Genomic DNA, 17,266 nt, shown 5'->3' with positions numbered 1-17,266 from the left:
ATCGGGGGGCCGGGCGGCGACCTCGGGGGGACGCTCCCCGAAGAGGCCCGCCGTAGCGTGACGACAGCCGCCCCTCACGTCGGGCGGCGATCTTCACCGGGCGGGCCCGCGCGGCCTGCCCTCGTGCGTTCGGAGCACCCTCCCTTGAACCACTCCGCGTCACGCCGCGCCGCCCTCGCGCTGGTCCTGTCCGCCGCGGTCGTCGCCCCCCTGGCCGCCTGCGGCCCGGACCGGACGACCACGAAGGCGGCACCACCCGCCACCTCCGCGCCCGCGACCGCTTCCCCCTCCGCGTCGGTCACCCCGGTCGCACCGGCAGAACCGGCCGACCGCCCGGAACTCGCCGCCTTCTACCGGCAGCAACCGGCCTGGAAAGCGTGCGGAGAACTCCAGTGCGCCACCCTGACGGTGCCGATGGACTACCGGCAGCCGGGGGACGGCAGAACCTTCACGCTTCCGCTGGTCCGGTCGGCCGCCACCGACCCGGCCGGACGGATCGGCTCCCTGGTGTTCAACCCCGGTGGCCCCGGCGGATCCGGCGTCGCCCACCTCAAGGAGGGCGGGGCCGCCTCGTTCGGCGACCGCGTCCGCGCCCGGTTCGACCTCGTCGGCTTCGACCCGCGCGGGGTCGCGGGCAGCAAACCCGCCGTGGACTGCGGGAGTCACGAACAGAGCGCCGAGCCCTCCCCCGCCGGACCGGCCCGCAACGCTGTGGTGCCCACCACCGAGGCCGAACGTCAGGAACTGCTCACCGGGGCCGACCGGTCCGCCGCCGCCTGCGCGGCCCGCAGCGCCGGGATCCTCCCCCATGTCGGCACACCGGACGCCGCCCGCGACCTGGACGTACTGCGGGCCGCGCTGGGCGACCCGAAGCTGAGCTACCTCGGCTGGTCCTACGGGACGTACCTGGGCACCGTGTACGGCGAACTCTTCCCGCAGCGGGCCCGGGCGCTGGTGCTGGACGGCGCCGTCGACCCGGCCCAGGACTGGACGGAGCGGGTCCTCCGCTCGGGCGCCGCCTTCCGCCGGGCCGTCGACGACTACGCCGAGGGCTGCGCCGCCGTGGTCGGCCGGGCCTGCCCCGCCGACTCCCCGGAGGGCATCCGCAGACTGGTCGCCGACCTGTACGAGTCGACCGCCCGCAAGCCGCTGAAGGTCGACGGCAGCACCGCGCGCGTGGACCAGAACCTGTTGCACAACGCCCTCACCAAGGCGATGTACACACCCGAGAGCCAGTGGAAGCCGCTCTCCGAGGCGCTGCGCCGCGCGCACCGCGGGAACGGCACGGCCCTCGCCGAGCTGGCCGGTGGGGAGGCGGGCGGCAGCGGTGACGAGGGCACCGGCGCGCCGGTCCCGGACAACTCCGACGCCATGCTGTCGGCCGTGAACTGCCTGGACGTCCCGCACCCCGCCGACCCGCAGGCCTACTGGAACCTCCTCGACCGCGCCCGGCAGGAGTCCGGAGTCTTCGGCGCCGCCACCGCCCTCGCCGAACTCGACTGCCGCACCTGGCCGAAGGGCGGGACCGTTCCGCACCGGGTCACGGCGGCGGGCCTGCCCCCCGTCCTGGTCGTCGGCACCACCGGCGATCCGGCTACGCCGTACGAGGACGCACAGAGCCTGGCCGCCCAGCTGCCGGGCGGGATGCTGCTCACTCTCAGGGGCCCCGGCCACACCGCGTACGGGCGCGGCAACGCCTGCGTCGACAGTGCCGTGGACAACTACCTGACCGCCCTGACCCCGGTGCGGCCCGGCACGACCTGCTGACAGCGGGGTTGTCGTGGCCGCCCGGAGTCCGGATGTGCGCCCGGGCCGGCGGACCTCAGGTGCGGAGCGAGCGGTCGCAGTACGGGCACACCCTGGTGCTCCACTCCGGCGGGTACCACGGTGCGTCGGCGCCGGGTGCCCGGTAGGGGTCCCGGCGCATCCGGCCGGTCGCCATGCCGCACAAGGTCGTGTCTCCGGGCTCCCCGTCCGCCCCCGGGCCGGGCCGGGCCGCGTGCACCGTGCGGACCCTCTCGACGTACTCGGTACTCGCACCGACCGCCGTGGTACGGACGAGTTCCGGTTCGAGCAGGACGAGGATGCTCACCACCTCACTCTGGCCGCGACCCCCGGTGGCCGCACGTCGACCGCGGCCGGGGTCCGCGAGGCCCCGGCCGAACGAGTGAGGGCGGGCCCGGCGCCGGACCCCGGGAGTGGGCCGGCGCCGGGAGGGTCGGGCGGGTTCGTCAGTTCTCGACGAGGGTGAGGTCGTCGCACCAGCCGTAGCCGGTGCCGGCGCGGGCGTAGCAGTAGATCCTGGCGGTCGTGGTGGTCGGGCCGGTGGTGAAGGTGGTGGTGCCCCGGGCGAACGCGGTGCCGGTGAAGAGCGTGCGGGCGGAGGAACCGGCCGCGTCGTACTGCTTAGCGCCGAGCGAGAGTTCGGTGCCGCTCGCGGAGACCTTGCCCCAGCCGCCGAGGGTGTAGGTGGTGCCGGGCTTCACCCGGACGACCTGTTCGGCGGCGGCCTGGGCCGGGCCGACCCTCACCGCGCGGCTGCCACTGTGCTTGGTGGCGGTGTCGAGGGTGACGCCGCCGTAGCTGGTCCAGGGGTTGAGGTCGGCGCTCTCGAAGCCGGGGTTGCGGACCGCGTCGAGCGGGGCGCAGGTGCTGTCGTCGAACGCGGACGCCTGGTGGAAGCCGCGGTCGGGACGGCACACCCGTGGGAGCGGGTTGCCGAAGTAGTCCACCCCGCCCGGGCTCGGGACGGTGGTGCCGGTGGCGCGGACCGGCGAGCCCTCGCTCAGCCTGTAGTCCGCCGGGGCGCCGCCGCCCGCGTTGACGAACTGCGGGTCGTAGGTCGTCTTCTCCGGGTCGGCGGGCTCGTTGGCCGGGTGGTTGCCGTAGAAGGTGTTGGCCTCCCAGGTGAACTCGGCCTGGTGGTAGGTGCCCTGGTTGTCCAGACCGTCGAAGCCGCCGCTGCCGAGGTTGTGGAAGACGTTGTTGGTGAAGCGGGCGTGGGTGGTGCCGAAGCCGTCCTGGACGATGTCCGCGGTGGAGCCGGCCGGCAGGTGGACGGTGTTCTGGTAGAGGTCGGCGCTGTCCTCGCCGGAGCTGGCCAGCCAGCGGTCCTTGTCGTGGTGGCTGAGGTTGTACCGGACGACGGTGCCGGTGCTGCTGGAGCCGGCGCCGCAGGCCCCGCAGAACAGCATGAAGCCGCCCTCGTTGTCGTGGCTGTGGTTGAACTGGAAGACCGCCCGGTTGTTGCCATAGTCCGAGTCGAAGGCCATGCCGTCGCCGTTGTCCGGGAGCCGGCGCACGTGGTGGACCTCGTTGTACTGGATCAGGCTGTCGTCGGAGTTGATGGTCCAGATGCCCGCGTTGGAACCCATCGGCCGCATCGCGAGGTCGTAGGCGGTGTTGTGCTCCACCAGGCCGTGGTCGGCGGCGCGCAGCACGATGCCGTCGCCGCCGGTGTTGCTGATGGTGTTGCCGCGGAAGACCAGACGGGTGCTGGCGCGCCAGTTCTTCTTGGTCCCGCAGTCGTCACCGGTGCCGTACTGGGGGCGGCACATCCAGGTGGAGCGGTTGGTCAGACCCTCCCGGTCGACGTTGTCGATGCGGGAGCCCTGGACCAGGACGTCGTCGAAGTTGGTGGGGGTGGTGGTGCCGGAGACCCGGAACTGGATGCCGTTGGACCACTTGGTGGCGTCGCCGTTGACGTCGTGGACGTAGACGTCGTCGACCACGTAGTGGGTGCCGACGCCGTCGGGCAGGTCGGCGATCTCGACCAGCAGCCCGTTGCGCTCGCGCTTGGTGGCGGCGGTGTCCTTGAAGGTGAGCTCCAGGTCGCGGATCTCCCACTGCTCGACGTTGTAGAGGTGGAGGGCGGCCTTCTCGGTGGAGGAGGCGCTGCCGGCGACGACCGGGCGGGACGTCCCGGTCCCGTAGGCGGCCAGCGTGACGGGCGCCGCGGCGCTGCCGGATCCCTGCGGCTTCAGGGTGCCGGTGCAGGTCGTGCCGCGCTTGAGCAGCAGCCGGTCACCCGGGCCGAAGACGTGGGCGTTGGCCGTGGCCAGGCTGTTCCACGGAGCGGCCTGGCTGCCGTCGCCGTTCGACGGGGCCGAGCAGTCGAGGTACCGGGTGGTGCCGCCCTCGGCGGCGGCCGCCGGTGCGGGCCCGGACACCGGGAGCAGGAACAGCGAGGCGGCCGCGGCGAGGACGGCCGCACGTCTCGGTGTGGCGGTCAGGTGCATGGGGGACTCCCGAGGTGGGGGAGGGAGGAGGGAGGGTGGGCGCCCGCCCGCACCATAGGACGACCACCTGACCGGGTCAAGGCATGAAGGTCCATTCGATCGATGATCGGTCGAAAAACCTGTCAATTGACCATTCGATCTGTATGAGTGAGGCCCCCGCTGACTCCAGCTCGCCCCTGCCCGCCCTGACCGCCCCGCCCGCCCCTGCGCGCTCCCGGCAGCTCCTGCCGGCCCGGTCGGAGACCCCGTCAGTTCGCCCGGGCGGCGCCGCAGGACTCGCGGACCGTCAGCCTCGGCAGCAGCAGCAGCCGGTGCACGGGCAGCGCGTCGTCCCCGCCGAGCCGGCGCAGGAGCAGCGCCACGGCCTCCGCCCCGACCGCCCGCTTCGGCGGCGCGACCGCCGTCAGCGGCGGGGCGCCGAGCTCCGCGAGCACGTCGTCGTAGCTGACCACCGCCAGGTCGCCGGGCACCTGGAGGCCGCGGGCGCGCAGCAGCGGCAGCAGCTGGATCGCGTCCTGGTCGTTGTGGACCAGGACCGCCCGGACGCCGCGCGCGTGGGCCTCGGCCAGGGCGTCCGCCACGTCCTCCGCGTCCGCCACCGGGCGCACGATGTCGATGACGGGCTCCGCCGGCAGGCCGAGCAGCGCGCAGCTCTCGGCGTAGCCGGCCCGGATCTCGTGCGCCGTCCAGGTGTCCCGGCGGGCGACCAGCGCGACCGAGCCGTGGCCGAGGGCGGCGAGGTGCCGCACCGCGAGGAGCACGCCGTGGCGGTGGTCGGAGGCGACCGAGTCGAGCGCCTCGGCCGCGCTCCCCGGGGCCGGCCGGCGTTCCACCAGGACGGCCGGGACGGGGAGGTCCTCGACCCACTCCCGGCCGTCGGGGCCGTCGGCGGGAGTCCAGTTGGGCGCGAGCAGCAGCCCCTGGGCGCCCGAGCCGAGCAACTGCTCGACCTGGACGCGGTCGGCGCTCGCCTCGTAGGAGGAGATCCCGAGCACCAGGCTCGCGCCGGCCCGGGCGGCGGCGGCCCGGGCCCCGGCGATGACCTCGTCGAAGTACTGGCCCACCGCCGGAACGAGCAGTCCGATCGAGGGCCCGTCGCCGCGCGCGGGGGCGTCGCCGCCGGTGGCGGCGGCCGCGGAGGACACCGAGCCGTGCGAGCGGCGGAGCAGACCGGCCTCGGCGAGCGCCGCGACGTCGCGGCGGACGGTGACCGCGGGGATGTCCAGCCGCTCGGCGAGTTCGGTGATCCGGACCGATCCGAGGCTCCGCACCGCGTCGAGGATGCGTGTGCGGCGGTCGTCGGCCGAGATCGACATGTCACTCCCTGCGGTTCGCCCTGCGGTTCGCTCCGGTCGGTGCCAGGTGATCTGCCCAACGCGGACAGGAATCTACCATTCGATCGGGATCCGATCCGTGGACCGACCGGCCGCCGCCCGCAGGCCCGCCGGGGCCCGCCGGACGGCGGGCGCGCCGTCAGCCGGTGGGCGCCTCCGGCGGGGCCGTCGGCCCGAGGTCGGGGCGGTTCCGGAGCTCGATCCGGGTCCCGGGCCGGTGGAGTTCGAGCACGACCACCTCGTTGACGCCCGCCCGCCAGAGCGGCGCGGGGGCGTAGAGGGTGCGCTGCGGGCCGCGCTCCCAGTGGCGTCCGAGGGCGAAGCCGTTGAGCCAGACCATGCCCTTGGTGAAGCCCGGGAGCTCGAGGAACCCGTCGGCCGGGGCGTCGACGGTGAACAGGGCGCGGTGGAAGCCCGGCCCCTCCTCGGTGCTCGCCGGGCCGAAGCGCAGGACGGTCAGGTCGTCGAGCGGGAGCGGGCGGACCTCCCATCCGAACTGGAACTGCCGGTCGACCCGGACCCCGCCGGTGATGCCCTTGCGGTCGTGGAGCAGCGGCCCGTAGTTGATCCGCCCCATGTTCTCCACCAGCAGGTCGAGCACCGCCCCGCCGGCCGGCACCGTGACCGGCAGCGCCTCGTCCGGGCGGTCGCGTTCGAGCACGCCGATCGGGACGCCGTCGAGGAACGCCTGGGCGCGGTCGGCGAGTCCGTCGATCCGGAGTTCCCCGTGGCCGAGGGGGCCGCGCAGCCGGGTGCGGTAGTGGATCAGGCCGAGGTTCTGGCCGAAGCTCTCCATCGGCCCGGGCTCGGGACTGTGGTGGACGGTGGCGAGGGCGTCCAGGGAGTCCACGAGGCCGGCGCTCGCGGTGACCGGGGCGCTCTGCGGGGCGAGCCGGGCGGGCAGCGGCGGCGGCTGGTGCGGGTTGAGGCCGAGGTGGCGCCCGATCACCTCGCGGAACAGGTGGAACTTGCGCGTGAGTTCGCCCGCCTCGCCCACCGGGGCGTCGTAGTCGTAGCTGGTGGTGTCCGGCTGGTAGGCGGTCCCGTCGTGGTTGGCACCGTTCCACCAGCCGAAGTTGGTGCCGCCGTGGCCCATGTAGATGTTGACGGAGGCGCCGGCGGCGAGCATCCGGTCGAGGACGTCGGCGGACTCCTCGGGGTCGCGGAGGTGGTGCGGGGTCCCCCAGTGGTCGAACCAACCGGTCCAGTACTCCATGCAGACGAGGGGGCCGACCGGCTGGTGGCGGCGCAGGCAGTCCAGCGACTCCTCGGGGCGGGAGCCGAAGGTGCCGGTGGTCAGCAGACCGGGCAGGCGCCCGCCGAGCTGGAAGCCGTCCTCGGCGCCGTCGGCGGTGAAGAGCAGGCAGTCGACACCGCGCCGGACCAGGCCGTCCCGGAGGTGTTCCAGGTAGGCGGTGTCGTTGCCGTAGCTCCCGTACTCGTTCTCCACCGCCACCGCGACGACCGGTCCGCCGGCGGAGGCGAGCAGCGGGAGCAGGACCGGCACGAGTATGTCGAACCAGGCGTCGACGGCGGCGAGGTAGGGGCCGTCGACGCGGCGGAGCCGGAGCGCGGGGTCGGCCAGCAGCCAGGCCGGGAGGCCGCCGAACTCCCACTCGGCGCAGATGTACGGGCCGGGCCGGACGATCACGTCGAGCCCGAGGCCGCCGGCGGTGCGGACGAAGGCGGCGAGGTCGCGGTCGCCGGTGAAGTCGCCGGTGCCCGGTGCGGGCTGGTGGAAGTTCCAGGCGACATAGGTCTCGACGGTGTTGACGCCCATGGCACGCAGGCGCAGCAGGCGGTCGGACCAGAGTTCCGGGCGGATCCGGAAGTAGTGGACCGCGGCGGAGACGATCCGGTGGGGGCGTCCGGCCCGCAGGAAGGTGTCTCCGTCGAGGGTCAGCGCGGGGTGGGTGGCCCGGTCGGCCATGGGTGCCTCCGTCGATGCGGGCATGGGCGAGATCGACGATCGATCGCCGGTCCGTACCTTATGAGCAGAATGATCGGGCGGTCAATCGATCGATATGAACCTCGTCTATTGATCGAATTTCGATCGAACGATAACCTTTGATCCGCTTCGCAGACGGAGCGAGCAGCCCGGCGGCACTGCACGACAGCAGCGCGGCACACGGCACAGCACAGGGCGAACAAGCGCGCACAGAGGGAGTGGATGGCCATGTCCAGGGAGGAGCGGCGCCGGCTGATCGTCACGGCGGTCGGTGATCTCGGCGGCCAGGTACGGCTCAAGGACCTCGCCGACCGCCTGGGCATTCCCGCCGTCACCGTACGGCGCGACATCGCCGCACTGGCGGAGGCCGGCCGACTGGTCCGCTCGCACGGGTTCGTCTCGCTCGACCACCCCGGCCCCGAGCGGGCGCCGGACCACGACGGCGGCCCGGGCGCCGGACGCACCGTCGGCCTGCTGGTCCCCTCGGTCGGCTCGTACTTCGACGAGGTGATCGCCGGTGCCCGCGCCGCCGCCGCCGAGGCAGGCGCCCGGCTGGTCCTCGGCATCGCGCCCTACCGGGCCGGCGACGACCCGGTCCAGGTCGAACGGCTGCTGGAGTCCGGGGCCCAGGGCCTGCTGCTCGCCCCGAACCTGCTCCCCGGCCGGCACTCCCCCGCCTGCGACTGGCTCGACGGCCTGCCGGTCCCGGCGGTCCTGCTGGAACGGCGCTCCCCCACCCCGGACGGTCCCGGCTCCCGGCTGGACACCGTCGGCTCGGACCACCGCCACGGCGTCCTGCGCGCGCTGCGCCACTTCGCCGACCTGGGCCACGACAGCGTTCTGCTGGCCGCCCGCGGCGACTCCTGGACGGCGGAGGAGGTGCGGACCGGCTACCACGAGGGCACCCGGCTGCTCGGCCTGCCGCAGCTCCCGGTACTGGACACCTCCACCGCCGAGGGGACGCAGACCGACGCCGCCCCGCTCGCCGACCGGATCGCCGAAGCCGTCGCGACCGGCACCCGGGCGGTCCTCGTCCACAACGACCAGGACGCGATCCGGCTGCCGCCGCTGCTGCGCGCCCGCGGGCTGCGGGTGCCCGAGGACGTGGCACTGATCGCCTACGACGACGTGTTCGCGGCCCTCGCCGCTCCCCCGCTGACCGCCGTCGCCCCGCCCAAGCGGGCGGTGGGCGGGGCGGCCTTCGACCTGCTGCTGCGCCGGCTCACGGGCGGCTCCGACCTCCCGGTCCACCGCGTGGCCCTCCTCCCCACCCTCCGTACCCGCACCTCCTGCGGAGCCCTGGCCGCGACTCCGTAGGAGCGGGACGCCCGGCGGCGTAATCGGGAGGCGATCCGGGCAGGACTGCGGAACACTCCCCCAGGTGATCGCGATGCAGCCTGTCCTGGAGATCAACACCCCCGAGGGCTTCGACCTGTGGCCTGTCGCCGGAGTCGAGCCGTTCGCCTTCCTGCCCCTGAACGGCGAGCTCTCACCCGCCGAGGTCGGGACGGCGATGACGCACATCATCGGCTGCAACGACATCGACCCCGACGGTGACCGGCCGCCGCGGCCGACCGACCCGCTCGCATCCTTGCTGCACGGACTGCTGACCTTCGACGACCTCTACGCGGCCGGCGGCCTGCGAGTCACCGACCACCGCACGGGGGTCGTCTTCCTGCCCAGTTGCTGCGACGGACTGGAGGACTGGCGCGACTGGCAGGCTTTCGTCGACGGCGGCAACCTGCTCGGGTTCGGCCACGAGCCCGTGTCCCCGATCGCAGAACGTCTCGGCGACACCGTCCGGCTCACCGTCAACGCCGAGCAGAGCGGCAGCCCGGTGATCGAGCTGCCCGTCACCGAACTCCGCCACCTGCTCGCCGGCGTCGAGCGCGACCTGACCGGCTTCCTCGCCTTGGCGACCGCCTGGGCCCGTCAGCGGATGCCCGAACACGCTGATCCGGTCGCCGCCGCCCTTGCCCGCCTTCTCGACCTGCCCGCGTCGGCGGTGCCGCCCGAGCCGTAGGACGACCGACGGCCTCGGCCGACGGGTGCGCGTGCGGCCCAGGAGCAGGAGCAGGAGCAGGAGCAGGAGGCTGTGCGAACGACACCGTTCCGACGGGGTCGAACCCACCGGCGCCGACACCCCGTGGCCCTGGCCCACCGCTCAACGGCCGATCAGCTCCGCCAGATACCTGCGGCCCGCGCCGAGCTGGGGCGCGAGCGGCGCGGCGCGGGGGTGCCAGGGGGCCTCGTACTCCCAGGCGATCCAGCCGTCCCAGGGCAGCAGCCGCAGGCAGTCCGCGATCGGCAGCACGCCCCCGCCGAGGGCGACCGGCGTGAGGTCGTCCGCCGAGGCGACGTCCTTGACCTGCGCGTAGCCGAGGTGGCGGCCGAGGAGCCGATGGGTCTCGGCCGGGTTCTCCCCCGCGAGCCAGGTGTGCAGGAGGTCCCAGAGCGCGCCGACGGCGGGGTGGCCGACCTGGTCGAGCAGGGCCGCGAGCGCGCCGGCCGACCGGTGCGAGTCGTGCGTCTCGACCAGGATCCGCACGCCCAGCGACCGGGCGTGGTCGGCCACCTCCAGCAGTCGGCGGACCGCCCTGGCGTCGGCGGCGGCGCCGGCGCCGGCGCCGGGACCGCCGTGCGGGAACACCCGCAGCCGGTGGCAGCCCAGGTCGGCGGCGAGCCGCAGGTGCGCGAGCAGATCCGCGACCACCGGTTCGTCCGGTCCCGGCGCGGCCACGCCGATGTAGGAGGCGAGGGCGACCGGGACCAGCCCGGCCCGGCCGAGGGTACGGGCCGCGGCCCTGCGCTGCGGCGCGCTCAGCTTGAGCCGGACCGGCTGGTCGGAGGCGCAGCGCAGTTCGAGGCCGTGCCAGCCGTGGTCGGCGGCCAGCCCGACGACCCGGTCGAGGGGGGTGCCGGGCAGGCCGAGGGTGGAGAGGGCGAGGGGCATGGCGGTCCTAACCGCGGTGGCTGACGGAGACGGGGGCCGAGACCGAGACGATGCCTGGTCCGATGCCGATCCGGTGGGTGGTGCCGTCCGGCCAGGTCAGGCTCAGCTGCCGGGTGCCGTCGGCCCTGCCCCCCGCCCCGGCCCCGGTCGCCTCCAGCCGTACTCGGAGCGGGGGCAGGACGGCGGTGCCGGTGAGGCGCGCCGCGCAGGCGAACAGGGCGCCGCCGGCGTCGGGGGCGTCGTCGCCGAGAAGTCCTCCGCCGACAAGTCCTTCGCCGACATCGCCGACTCCGTTCCCGACTCCCTTCCCGACTCCGTTCCCGACTCCGTCGAGGACGCCGTCGAGCACCGGCACGGCCGCCTCGGGGCCGAAGGCGGTGCCGCCCGGGACGGTGAGGAGCGCGGCCCCGGTGAAGCCGTGCAGCCCGGTGAGTTCGCTGACGAGGCGTCCGCCGTCGGCCGAGGCGCGGGCGCCCGGCTGCGGTGCGGTCCCGGGGCCCGGCCCGGCGGTCCGGCCGGCGACGGCCCAACCGGTCTGGCGGACGCCGGTGCCGGGGGCCGCGCCGGCGACCAGGTGGACCCGTGCCTCGTCGGCGCCGTGCACCAGGGTGACGGTGGTGACCGTCACTCCGGCGAGTTCCGCACCGCGGACCCGGGGGCGGCTGAGGGAGGCCGCCCAGTCCGGGCCGCAGCCGACGGGCTCGATCCGGCCGCGCTCGCTCGCCGCACCGTCGGTCAGCAGGGCGAAGTGGTTGTCCGCAGGGCCGTCGTGGGTGGGACCGGTTGCGGTGGAGTGGGCGAGGCGGGCGTAGTGCGGGTCGTCGGGCCGGACGTGGTCGACCGGCTGGTCGTCGCTGCCGTGGTTGTGCAGCCGGACCAGGCCGTCGGCCGCCGTCGACTGGACCAGCCAGTTCGGCCCGGCCAGGGTCCGTACGGTGTCGCGCTCCTCCGCCGGGGCGGGCTGCTCGGGGCAGGTCCAGACCGGGTGGTCGGGCGGGAGCAGCAGGCCGAGGAAGCCGCTGCCGGCCCAGTACGGCGAGGCCGGGCCGGAGTACGGCTGGACGAGTCGTGGTTCCGGTCCGTACCAGCCGAGGGTGAGCAGGCCGCGGTCGTCGATCGCACCGCGGTCGACGAAGTGGCGCAGCGCGCCGGAGGCGATCCGGCGGGTGGTGCCGGGCGCGAGCGGGGTGTGTCCGGTGAGGGCGCCGGCCCAGAGCGGCGCGGTGGCGGCGAAGCGGTAGGTGAGGGAGCGGCCCTGGTGGACGGGGGCACCGTCGCCGCCGAACAGGTGGGCCTGGTCGGCGAGGTGGGCCGCGAGCCGGGAGCCGTACTCGTCCAGCAGGGCGCGGTCGGCGGCGAGGTGGGCGTGCAGGACGGGGTAGAGGTGCAGGGCCCAGCCGTTGTAGTGGTCGAAGGCGCGGGGACGGCCGTCGGTGTACCAGCCGTCGCCGAGGTGGAATCGTTCGATCCGCTCCAGGCCGCGCCGTACGGCGGCGTCGGCGGCGCGCTCCTCGATGCCGGCCTCGGCGAGGAAGCCGCCGACCGAGAGCGGGAACAGCCACCAGTTGTTGTCGTTGGGGGTGCGGTGCAGGGCGTCGGCCAGCCAGCGGCCGACACGGTCGCGGACCGGGGCGTCGAGGCGGTCCCAGAGCCAGGGCCGGGTGAGCCGGAGGGCGAAGGCGATCGAGGCGGCCTCGACCATGGCCTGGCCCCGGTCGGTGATCAGGGGCCAGGACTCCGGGTCGCCGTCGGTGAGTCCGCGTTCGGCGGTGGGGGTGCGGGTGCCGGTGTCGAGTCCGCGCGCGTAGGCGTCCAGCAGGCCGTGCGGGTCTTCGCCGTCGGCGCCGGCGATCCGCAGGGCAGCGGGCAGGAAGGTGCGGGCGTAGCCCTCGAGGCCGTCGGAGCGGCGCCCGGACCAGCTGGGGCCGGTCCCGGGGAGGTCGATCAGGGCCCGGCCGGGGCTGGCGTAGGGGCGGACGGCGGTGAGCAGTCCGTCGGCCACGGCCTCCCAGTGCGCCCGGGTCCAGCCGGTGCGGGGGCTGAGGTGTCGGTCCTCCGGGGGCAGTGGCATCAGCTGGTGTCCTTCGTCGGGCGGCCGGGAGCGGGTGGGATCCCTGGCCGGAATCTAGGAATCGACCGATCATTCGTCAAGACTCACGGATCAAATGAACTGGTTGATCGGATTGTGACCTTGCCGCCGCGGACCCCTCGCGATCATCATCGGCGCAGGTCGGAGACGCCGGATGGGCCGATCCGACCGATTCGTCCATTCGATCGGATCAGATCATTCGATCTACATCCCTTGACTCCGATCGGCAAGCTGCTCAGGATGGCTGCCAGCCGCCCCCACCCTCCACGAGTCCGTGACTGGCCGACCCACCGGACCGTGACTTCCCCCTCCGAGGAGCCGTGCCATGCGCTCGTCCGCGTTCCCCCGCCGCAGAGCCCTTCGTGCCACCGCCGCCGCCACCGCCGTCGCGCTCTCCGTAACCCTCCTGGCCGCCTGCGGCAGCAGTGGCGGCGGGTCGACCTCCAGCGCCTCCGCCGAGGACGGCAAGCCCGTCGACCTCCTCTTCTGGGGCTGGGCCAAGGGCACCAAGGAGGTCGTCGAGGCCTTCAACGCGAGCCACCCGAACATCCGGATCACCTTCGAGGAGATCCCGGCCGGCAACGCCGGCGGCTACGCGAAGCTCTCCAACGCCGTCAAGGCCGGCAATGCCCCCGACGTGTTCAACGTCGAGTACCCGCAGCTGCCGGACTTCGTCAGCCAGGGCGCCGTCCAGGACATCTCCAAGCTCGTCGGCCAGGACCTCAAGGCCAAGTACCTGCCGCAGGCCGCCGAGCTGACCTCGCTCGGCGGCCGCACCTGGGCGCTGCCGCTGGACGCCGCACCGCAGGCCTTCTACTACCGCAAGGACCTCTTCGAGAAGGCCGGCATCACCGTCCCCAAGACCTGGGACGAGTTCCGCACCGCCGCCCAGAAGCTCAAGGCCGCCCAGCCGGACACCCGGATCGCCACCTTCTTCCCCGACGACCCCACCACCTTCGAGGCGATGGCCTGGCAGAACGGGGCCCGCTGGTTCAGCACCTCCGGCGAGGCCTGGAAGACCGACCTGACCGGGCCCGAGACCAAGAAGGTCTCCGCCTACTGGCAGCAGCTCGTCGACGAGGACCTGGTCCGCGTCCAGCCCTCGTTCAGCCAGCAGTGGACCGCCTCCCTGCAGAAGGGCGAGACCGCCGGATACCTCGGCGCCTCCTGGGGCGGCGGTGTGCTGAAGTCCAACCTCGCCACCACCCCCGACGCCGCCGGCAAGTGGGCGGTCGCCGCCATGCCCAGCTGGGACGGCACCCCTGCCAGCGGCATGCTCGGCGGCACCACCTTCGCCGTCTCCAAGGACAGCAAGAAGGCCAAGGCCGCCGTGGAGTTCGCCGCCTGGGCGACCACCACCCCCGAGGGCATCAAGGCCCGGATCGCCTCCGGCACCTCCTCCACCTACCCCGCCGCCACCGAACTCGTGCCCACCGCCGCGAAGGCCTTCAACAGCGACTTCTACGGCGGCCAGGACCTCTACGGCCTCTACGCGCACGCCGCCGACTCGATCAAGTCCGGCTGGACCTGGGGCCCCGTGATGGGGCTCACCAACGGCACCGTCAAGGACGCCTTCGGCAAGGTCGCGGGCAGGACCGGCACCATCGACGACGCGCTCGCCGCCGCCCAGCAGGCCACCCTCGCCGAGCTCAAGAACCGCGGGCTGAAGGTCGCCCAGTGACGACCCGCGCCACCGGCAACACGAGCGCCGCCCGCACCGGAGCCACCCCCCGCGCCGCCGCCCCCCGGCGGCGCGGGCGGTACGGGGCGCCGGCCGTCCTGCTCGCCCCGTTCCTCCTCCTGTTCACCGCCTGCACGCTCGTCCCGATCGGCTACGCGGTCAAGCTCAGCCTGTTCACCGAGCACCGCTCCGGCCTCGGCTTCGGCGGCACCGAGACCGTCTTCACCGGCCTCGGCAACTACACCCGGGCCCTGGGCGACGAGGCCTTCCGCGACGGCTTCCTCACCATCGCCCAGTACTGCCTGCTCTACATCCCGCTGATGACCGCCCTGGCGCTCGTCCTCGCCCTGCTGCTGGACTCCGCGCTGGTCCGCGCCAAGCAGTTCTTCCAGCTGGCCCTGTTCATCCCGCACGCCGTGCCCGGCATCATCGCCGCGCTGATCTGGATGTACCTGTACACCCCCGGGATCAGCCCCGTGCTGGACGCCTTCGAGGCGCTCGGCACCCAGCCCGACCCGCTCGGCCACCCGCTGCCGGCCGTCGTCAACATGGCCCTGTGGCAGTGGAGCGGCTACAACATGGTCATCTTCTACGCCGCGCTCCAGGCCATCCCCCGCGAGGTGCTGGAGGCCGCCGTCATCGACGGCGCCGGCCCGCTGCGGACGGCGCTCGCCATCAAGATCCCGCTGATCCGGCCCTCCCTCGCCATGGTCGGGCTGTTCACCGTCATCGGCTCCCTCCAGCTCTTCACCGAGCCGATGATCCTGCACAACACCGCACCCGGTGTGACCTCCACCTGGACCCCCAACATGTATGCCTACACCGCCGCCTTCGAGCGCGGCGACTACGGCCTGGCAGCCGCCTCCTCGGTGCTGCTCGCCGTCGTCGCCGCCGGGCTCTCCTTCGCCGTCACCCGGGCCACCCGGTCCCGGTCCGAGCGCGTACGGGAGGCCCGCGCATGAGCACCCGACGTCCGTGGACGCTGTCGAAGGGCGCCGTCAACGGCGTGCTCGTCCTGGCCACCGCCTACACCCTGCTGCCGCTCGGCTGGCTGCTCACCGCCGCCGCCAAGACCACGGCCGACCTGCTCGGCGGCCGCTCCCTGACCGCCGCCAACCTCAACCTCGGGCAGAACCTGAGCGACCTCGCGAGCGCCGGGGACGGCATCTACTTCCGCTGGTACCTCAACTCCCTGCTCTACGCCGGGATCGGCTCGGTGCTCTGCGCCCTGGTGTGCGTGGGCGCCGGCTACGCGTTCCACGTCTTCTCCTTCCCCGGCAAGGAGACGCTGTTCGGCCTGGTCCTGCTCGGTGTGCTGGTGCCCACCACCGCGCTCGCCCTGCCGATGTACCTGCTCGCCTCCGAACTCGGGCTCGTCAACACCTTCTGGGCCGTCTTCCTGCCCTCCCTGGTCAACCCCTTCGGCGTCTACCTCGCCCGGGTCTTCTGCGCCGGCTACATCCCCGGCGAGGTCCTGGAGGCCGCCCGCACCGACGGCGCCGGCGAACTGCGCACCTTCTGGTCGATCGGCCTGCGGATGGTGATGCCCGGCTTCGTCACCGTGCTGCTGTTCCAGTTCACCGCGATCTGGAACAACTTCTTCCTGCCGCTGGTGATGCTCTCCGACAACCGCCTCTTCCCGGTCAGCCTCGGCCTGTTCACCTGGAACGCCCAGACCAGGGCCTTCCCCGAGTACTACCCGCTGGTCGTCACCGGCGCGCTGCTGGCCGTCGTCCCGCTCGTCCTCGCCTTCGTCCTGCTCCAGCGGCACTGGAAGGCCGGTCTCACCGCGGGGGCCGTCAAGTGACCGTCCCCCACCCCGCCGCCGCCCCGGAGAAGCCCATGACCGATCCCCGACCGGCCGACCCGGCACCCCCGGCCCGCCGCCCCCGCGCCGTGCTCGCCATGCACCGCGACCTCACCGGCCGGCTGTTCGACACCGACACCCTGGCCCGCCTCACCGAGCTCGCCGAGCTCGACCCCGCGCTGGTGCTCGACGACTTCGGTACCGAGGAGGCCAGGGCCGCCCTCGCCGGGGCCGAGGTCATCGTCTCCAGCTGGGGCTGCCCGGCGATCGACGGCGGCGTCCTCGCCGCCGCCCCGCGGCTGCGCGCCGTCATCCACGCGGCGGGGTCCGTCAAGCACCACATCACCGACGCCTGCTGGGAACGCGGCCTGCGGGTCACCTCCGCCGCCTGGGCCAACGCCCTGCCGGTCGCCGAGTACACCGTCGCCGCCGTCCTGCTCGCCAACAAGCGGTTCCTGCAGATCCGCGAGGACTACCGCGACCGCCGCGGCACCCCGCACGACTGGCAGCGCGGCTACCCCGACGCGGGCAACTACCGGCGCACCGTCGGCATCGTCGGCGCCTCCCGGATCGGCCGCCGGGTGCTCGAACTGCTGCGCCCGCACGACCTCGACCTGCTGCTCCACGACCCGTACGTGGACGAGGCGGAGGCCGCCGGGCTCGGCGCGCGCCTGGTCGGGCTGGACGAACTCTGCGCCGCCTCCGACACGGTCAGCGTGCACGCCCCCGAACTCCCGGAGACCCGTCACCTGATCGACGGCCGCCGGCTCGCCCTGATGCGCGACGGTGCCACCCTGATCAACACCTCCCGCGGCTCCCTCCTCGACCAGGACGCCCTGGTCCGAGAGCTGGTCTCCGGGCGCCTCGACGCCGTGCTCGACGTCACCGTGCCCGAGGTGCTGCCCGCCGATTCCCCGCTCTACGACCTGCCCAATGTGGTGCTCACTCCCCACATCGCCGGCTCCCTGGGCCGCGAACTGCACCGGATGGCCGCCGCGGCCGCCGACGAACTGGCCCGCTACGCGGCCGGGCAGCCGTTCGCCCACCCCGTCCTCGCCGAGGACGCCCACCGCACCGCGTGACCCCGCACCCACCGCACCGTACGACCCCGCGTGGCCCCCGGCCCCCGCCCGCCCCCCCCCCCGGCCGGGGGCCCCCCCCCACCTCCGCCGTCCTACCGCCCCGCGAGGGCGTGGACGAAGCGGCCGGCGTCGAT

At 73.9% G+C, this 17,266-nt stretch carries 13 protein-coding genes; 7 read left to right on the top strand and 6 right to left on the bottom strand.

Annotated elements, in window-relative coordinates; all coding sequences use genetic code 11:
• Window positions 1-144 precede the first annotated feature (144 nt).
• Window positions 145-1,767, top strand: a complete 1,623-nt coding sequence (locus tag ACIPYS_RS21710) for an alpha/beta hydrolase (RefSeq protein WP_400748317.1) — start codon at window positions 145-147, stop codon at window positions 1,765-1,767.
• A 55-nt stretch (window positions 1,768-1,822) separates the two neighbouring features.
• On the opposite strand, the gene ACIPYS_RS21705 is transcribed toward ACIPYS_RS21710, so the two are convergent.
• The 4 genes from ACIPYS_RS21705 to ACIPYS_RS21690 form a co-directional block, all read right to left on the bottom strand.
• Window positions 1,823-2,092, bottom strand: coding sequence for a hypothetical protein (locus ACIPYS_RS21705; protein WP_400748314.1), 270 nt, complete (start codon window positions 2,090-2,092; stop codon window positions 1,823-1,825).
• 139 nt (window positions 2,093-2,231) lie between these two features.
• On the bottom strand, window positions 2,232-4,238 hold the full coding sequence (locus ACIPYS_RS21700; protein ID WP_400748311.1) for a carbohydrate binding domain-containing protein: 2,007 nt from the start codon (window positions 4,236-4,238) through the stop codon (window positions 2,232-2,234).
• Window positions 4,239-4,486: 248 nt separating this feature from the next.
• Window positions 4,487-5,554: a substrate-binding domain-containing protein gene (locus ACIPYS_RS21695; protein ID WP_093858650.1), complete on the bottom strand. Its 1,068-nt coding sequence runs from the start codon at window positions 5,552-5,554 to the stop codon at window positions 4,487-4,489.
• A 157-nt stretch (window positions 5,555-5,711) separates the two neighbouring features.
• Window positions 5,712-7,526, bottom strand: coding sequence for a beta-galactosidase family protein (locus ACIPYS_RS21690; protein ID WP_400748306.1), 1,815 nt, complete (start codon window positions 7,524-7,526; stop codon window positions 5,712-5,714).
• Between the two features lie 222 nt (window positions 7,527-7,748).
• Here ACIPYS_RS21690 and ACIPYS_RS21685 point away from each other — a divergent pair, with 222 nt between their 5' ends.
• Both ACIPYS_RS21685 and ACIPYS_RS21680 read left to right on the top strand, forming a co-directional pair.
• Window positions 7,749-8,837 (top strand): substrate-binding domain-containing protein, encoded by a 1,089-nt coding sequence (locus ACIPYS_RS21685; protein WP_400748303.1) that lies wholly within the window; start codon window positions 7,749-7,751, stop codon window positions 8,835-8,837.
• A 73-nt stretch (window positions 8,838-8,910) separates the two neighbouring features.
• Window positions 8,911-9,543 carry a hypothetical protein gene (locus tag ACIPYS_RS21680; protein WP_197698782.1) on the top strand — a complete coding sequence of 211 codons (633 nt, stop codon included), beginning with the start codon at window positions 8,911-8,913 and terminating at the stop codon, window positions 9,541-9,543.
• Window positions 9,544-9,684: 141 nt separating this feature from the next.
• Here the strand turns inward: ACIPYS_RS21680 and ACIPYS_RS21675 are convergent, their stop codons facing one another.
• Both ACIPYS_RS21675 and ACIPYS_RS21670 read right to left on the bottom strand, forming a co-directional pair.
• Window positions 9,685-10,473, bottom strand: a complete 789-nt coding sequence (locus ACIPYS_RS21675; protein ID WP_400748300.1) for a sugar phosphate isomerase/epimerase family protein — start codon at window positions 10,471-10,473, stop codon at window positions 9,685-9,687.
• Window positions 10,474-10,480: 7 nt separating this feature from the next.
• Window positions 10,481-12,544: a DUF2264 domain-containing protein gene (locus tag ACIPYS_RS21670; RefSeq protein ID WP_400748297.1), complete on the bottom strand. Its 2,064-nt coding sequence runs from the start codon at window positions 12,542-12,544 to the stop codon at window positions 10,481-10,483.
• A gap of 343 nt (window positions 12,545-12,887) precedes the next feature.
• Here ACIPYS_RS21670 and ACIPYS_RS21665 point away from each other — a divergent pair, with 343 nt between their 5' ends.
• Genes ACIPYS_RS21665 through ACIPYS_RS21650 form a run of 4 tightly spaced genes read left to right on the top strand, consistent with a single transcriptional unit; the run spans window position 12,888 to window position 17,132 of the window.
• Window positions 12,888-14,243 (top strand): ABC transporter substrate-binding protein, encoded by a 1,356-nt coding sequence (locus ACIPYS_RS21665; protein WP_400748293.1) that lies wholly within the window; start codon window positions 12,888-12,890, stop codon window positions 14,241-14,243.
• Window positions 14,240-15,205 carry a carbohydrate ABC transporter permease gene (locus tag ACIPYS_RS21660; protein ID WP_400748289.1) on the top strand — a complete coding sequence of 322 codons (966 nt, stop codon included), beginning with the start codon at window positions 14,240-14,242 and terminating at the stop codon, window positions 15,203-15,205. The genes ACIPYS_RS21665 and ACIPYS_RS21660 overlap by 4 nt, the downstream gene beginning before the upstream one ends.
• The gene (locus tag ACIPYS_RS21655; protein ID WP_400748286.1) at window positions 15,202-16,050 is read left to right on the top strand and encodes a carbohydrate ABC transporter permease; all 849 of its coding nucleotides are present in this window, start codon (window positions 15,202-15,204) and stop codon (window positions 16,048-16,050) included. The genes ACIPYS_RS21660 and ACIPYS_RS21655 overlap by 4 nt, the downstream gene beginning before the upstream one ends.
• A gap of 35 nt (window positions 16,051-16,085) precedes the next feature.
• Complete coding sequence (locus ACIPYS_RS21650) at window positions 16,086-17,132, top strand: hydroxyacid dehydrogenase (protein ID WP_400748283.1); 1,047 nt, start codon at window positions 16,086-16,088, stop codon at window positions 17,130-17,132.
• Window positions 17,133-17,266: the final 134 nt, after the last annotated feature.

Source organism: Kitasatospora sp. NPDC089913, assembly GCF_044748625.1.
Classification (GTDB): Bacteria; Actinomycetota; Actinomycetes; order Streptomycetales; family Streptomycetaceae; genus Kitasatospora.
The sequence above is the reverse complement of the archived record's forward strand: the minus strand, read 5'-3'. Positions and strand labels throughout refer to the sequence as shown.